The sequence below is a fragment of the Psychrobacter sp. S1-30-MNA-CIBAN-0213 genome (assembly GCF_040309845.1).
In the GTDB taxonomy this organism is placed as follows: domain Bacteria; phylum Pseudomonadota; class Gammaproteobacteria; order Pseudomonadales; family Moraxellaceae; genus Psychrobacter.
This window is the reverse complement of the sequence record NZ_JBEOPE010000026.1, coordinates 1-1942: the sequence shown is the minus strand read 5'-3', so window position 1 is coordinate 1942 and position 1942 is coordinate 1. Positions and strand designations below refer to the sequence as shown.

Genomic DNA, 1942 nt, shown 5'->3' with positions numbered 1-1942 from the left:
AGTTTGATGCTGACTAAGAACGGGCTGAGCATGTCTGACATTAGGGATGGGGCTATCATGATGTCATTGCTCGTTGCCGTTAGTTGGTTGGTTGGTTAGAATTAGATTATGTTCACCAGTTTATCGTCGATCAATTTTGCCTACCCATTATTACTCAGCCATTTAGAAGAATCATCCTCATAGTACTCTTGCTTCCAAACAGGAATATCCGCTTTGATGGTGTCGAGTATCCATCGGCAAGCGTCAAAAGCTGGATAACGATGCGCAGAAACAACCCCCACCCATACCGCCACATCGCCTATCTCTAATGCGCCAATACGGTGAATAGCAATAGCATGGGTAATCTCAAAATGCTGTTTGGCCTCTTCGATAATAGCTCGGCCTTGATTGAGCGCTAAGTCTTCATAACCATAATAAGTTAAGCGCTCAACACTGGTGGCATTATTATGATTGCGGACGCGACCTTCAAAGCATACAAAAGCACCGCAACTATCATTATCAAGGGTATTTTTAAGTCTGTCTTCATCGATAGCAATATCTAATAAAGCAAAGCCATCACGTTCAGCTAATTGGTATACTTCATCGACGCTACGCTTAATGGTCATTGAGTGGCTATGGACGTTGTCTGTCATGTGGTATCTCTATAAGTTATAGTCAGCTGAAAATAAAACTGTTATTTAAATTCAAAAGCGCTACTGGAATGGATTTTGCGCCGCCTCTGTGGGCGTAGGCACAGCACGCAAGTAAAATTTATACCAGTAGCGCTACATTTCTTTGAAAGTGTATCAGCTATATTCTATAAAGTTCTTACTCAACCACCAGCGACTGGGGTGATAAACACCACACTGTCACCATCGTTGATCTGATCTGTCCACTTAGCAAAGTAATCATTTACCGCCACGCGTAGCTCTGCCTGCGGACGACTAAAACGATGCTTTTGGCTAAGCTGCTGATACAGCTCAGTCAATGAGGTCGACTGCTGCACGCTGACGGTTTCTTGTTGGCAGTTGGCTTCGTCAGCTAGACTGGCAAAGTATAGGACGTTGATATTCATGGTGTCGTCAAAGCTAGTCTCTAATTCGGTATTGGTTGCTACTTCTAAAGTACTCATCATATTCTCCATTCTTGTCAAACAATCCAGCTTTAGCTCTATTGCATAAGATCTTACATAACATCGCTGGTTGTCAAAACGTCTTTACTCTCTTAAGCATGACTATAATCTGACTTGCCGCCCGTTTTTTTCACTAAACGCACGTTATCAATAACGATATCATGTGATATGGCTTTGGTCATATCATAGATGGTCAAGCAGGCAATGCTCACAGCCGTTAGCGCTTCCATCTCAACCCCAGTTTTATGGGTGACTTTGACAGTGCCGCTAATGATAATACTATTCAGCGCATCATCATATTCAAAGGTTAAACCAATCTTATCTAATGGTAGTGGATGACACAGTGGAATAAGATCGTGGGTGCGCTTGGCGGCCATAATACCGGCGATATGGGCGGTCTGAGTGATATTACCCTTCTTGGTCATGCCATCGGCAGCTTTGATTTGTTGATAAATTTCGCTTGGGAAACGCACTTGTCCAACCGCGTTGGCTTCTCGTGTGGTGGCGGTCTTGCCACTGACATCCACCATAGTAATATCGCCGTCACTATCTAAATGCGATAAGGTAGATTGAGTTACAGCTGATTTATCTTCTTTTTGGGCAGTAGCGCGCATTACATACTCTCTTTATCAAACGATCTCTTTGTTTTATTAGTTAACTATTAGACCGTCTTAGATGTTTAAATTATCGCTTTAGCGGCAATTAATTATTAACCAAAACCTGTTTTATAATTTAGTCATAACTTAATCATGGCTCAATCATGGCTAGGATTAGTACGCATAAAGTGCGGCACAAAATTGCAAGGACGCGTACGACTATCAAACTGCTCTT

The 1942-nt window shown here is 42.4% G+C and carries 3 protein-coding genes; all 3 read right to left on the bottom strand.

All coding sequences use genetic code 11. From position 1 onward, the window contains the following. Nucleotides 1-140: 140 nt before the first annotated feature. The 3 genes from AAEY87_RS13800 to moaC all read right to left on the bottom strand — a co-directional run bounded on the left by AAEY87_RS13800 (nucleotide 141) and on the right by moaC (nucleotide 1725). Complete coding sequence (locus AAEY87_RS13800; protein WP_350657579.1) at nucleotides 141-632, bottom strand: molybdenum cofactor biosynthesis protein MoaE; 492 nt, start codon at nucleotides 630-632, stop codon at nucleotides 141-143. 179 nt (nucleotides 633-811) lie between these two features. Continuing rightward, nucleotides 812-1111 (bottom strand): MoaD/ThiS family protein, encoded by a 300-nt coding sequence (locus AAEY87_RS13795; RefSeq protein WP_350657578.1) that lies wholly within the window; start codon nucleotides 1109-1111, stop codon nucleotides 812-814. A 92-nt stretch (nucleotides 1112-1203) separates the two neighbouring features. Then, nucleotides 1204-1725, bottom strand: coding sequence for a cyclic pyranopterin monophosphate synthase MoaC (gene moaC, locus AAEY87_RS13790; RefSeq protein ID WP_350657577.1), 522 nt, complete (start codon nucleotides 1723-1725; stop codon nucleotides 1204-1206). Between the last annotated feature and the right edge of the window lie 217 nt (nucleotides 1726-1942).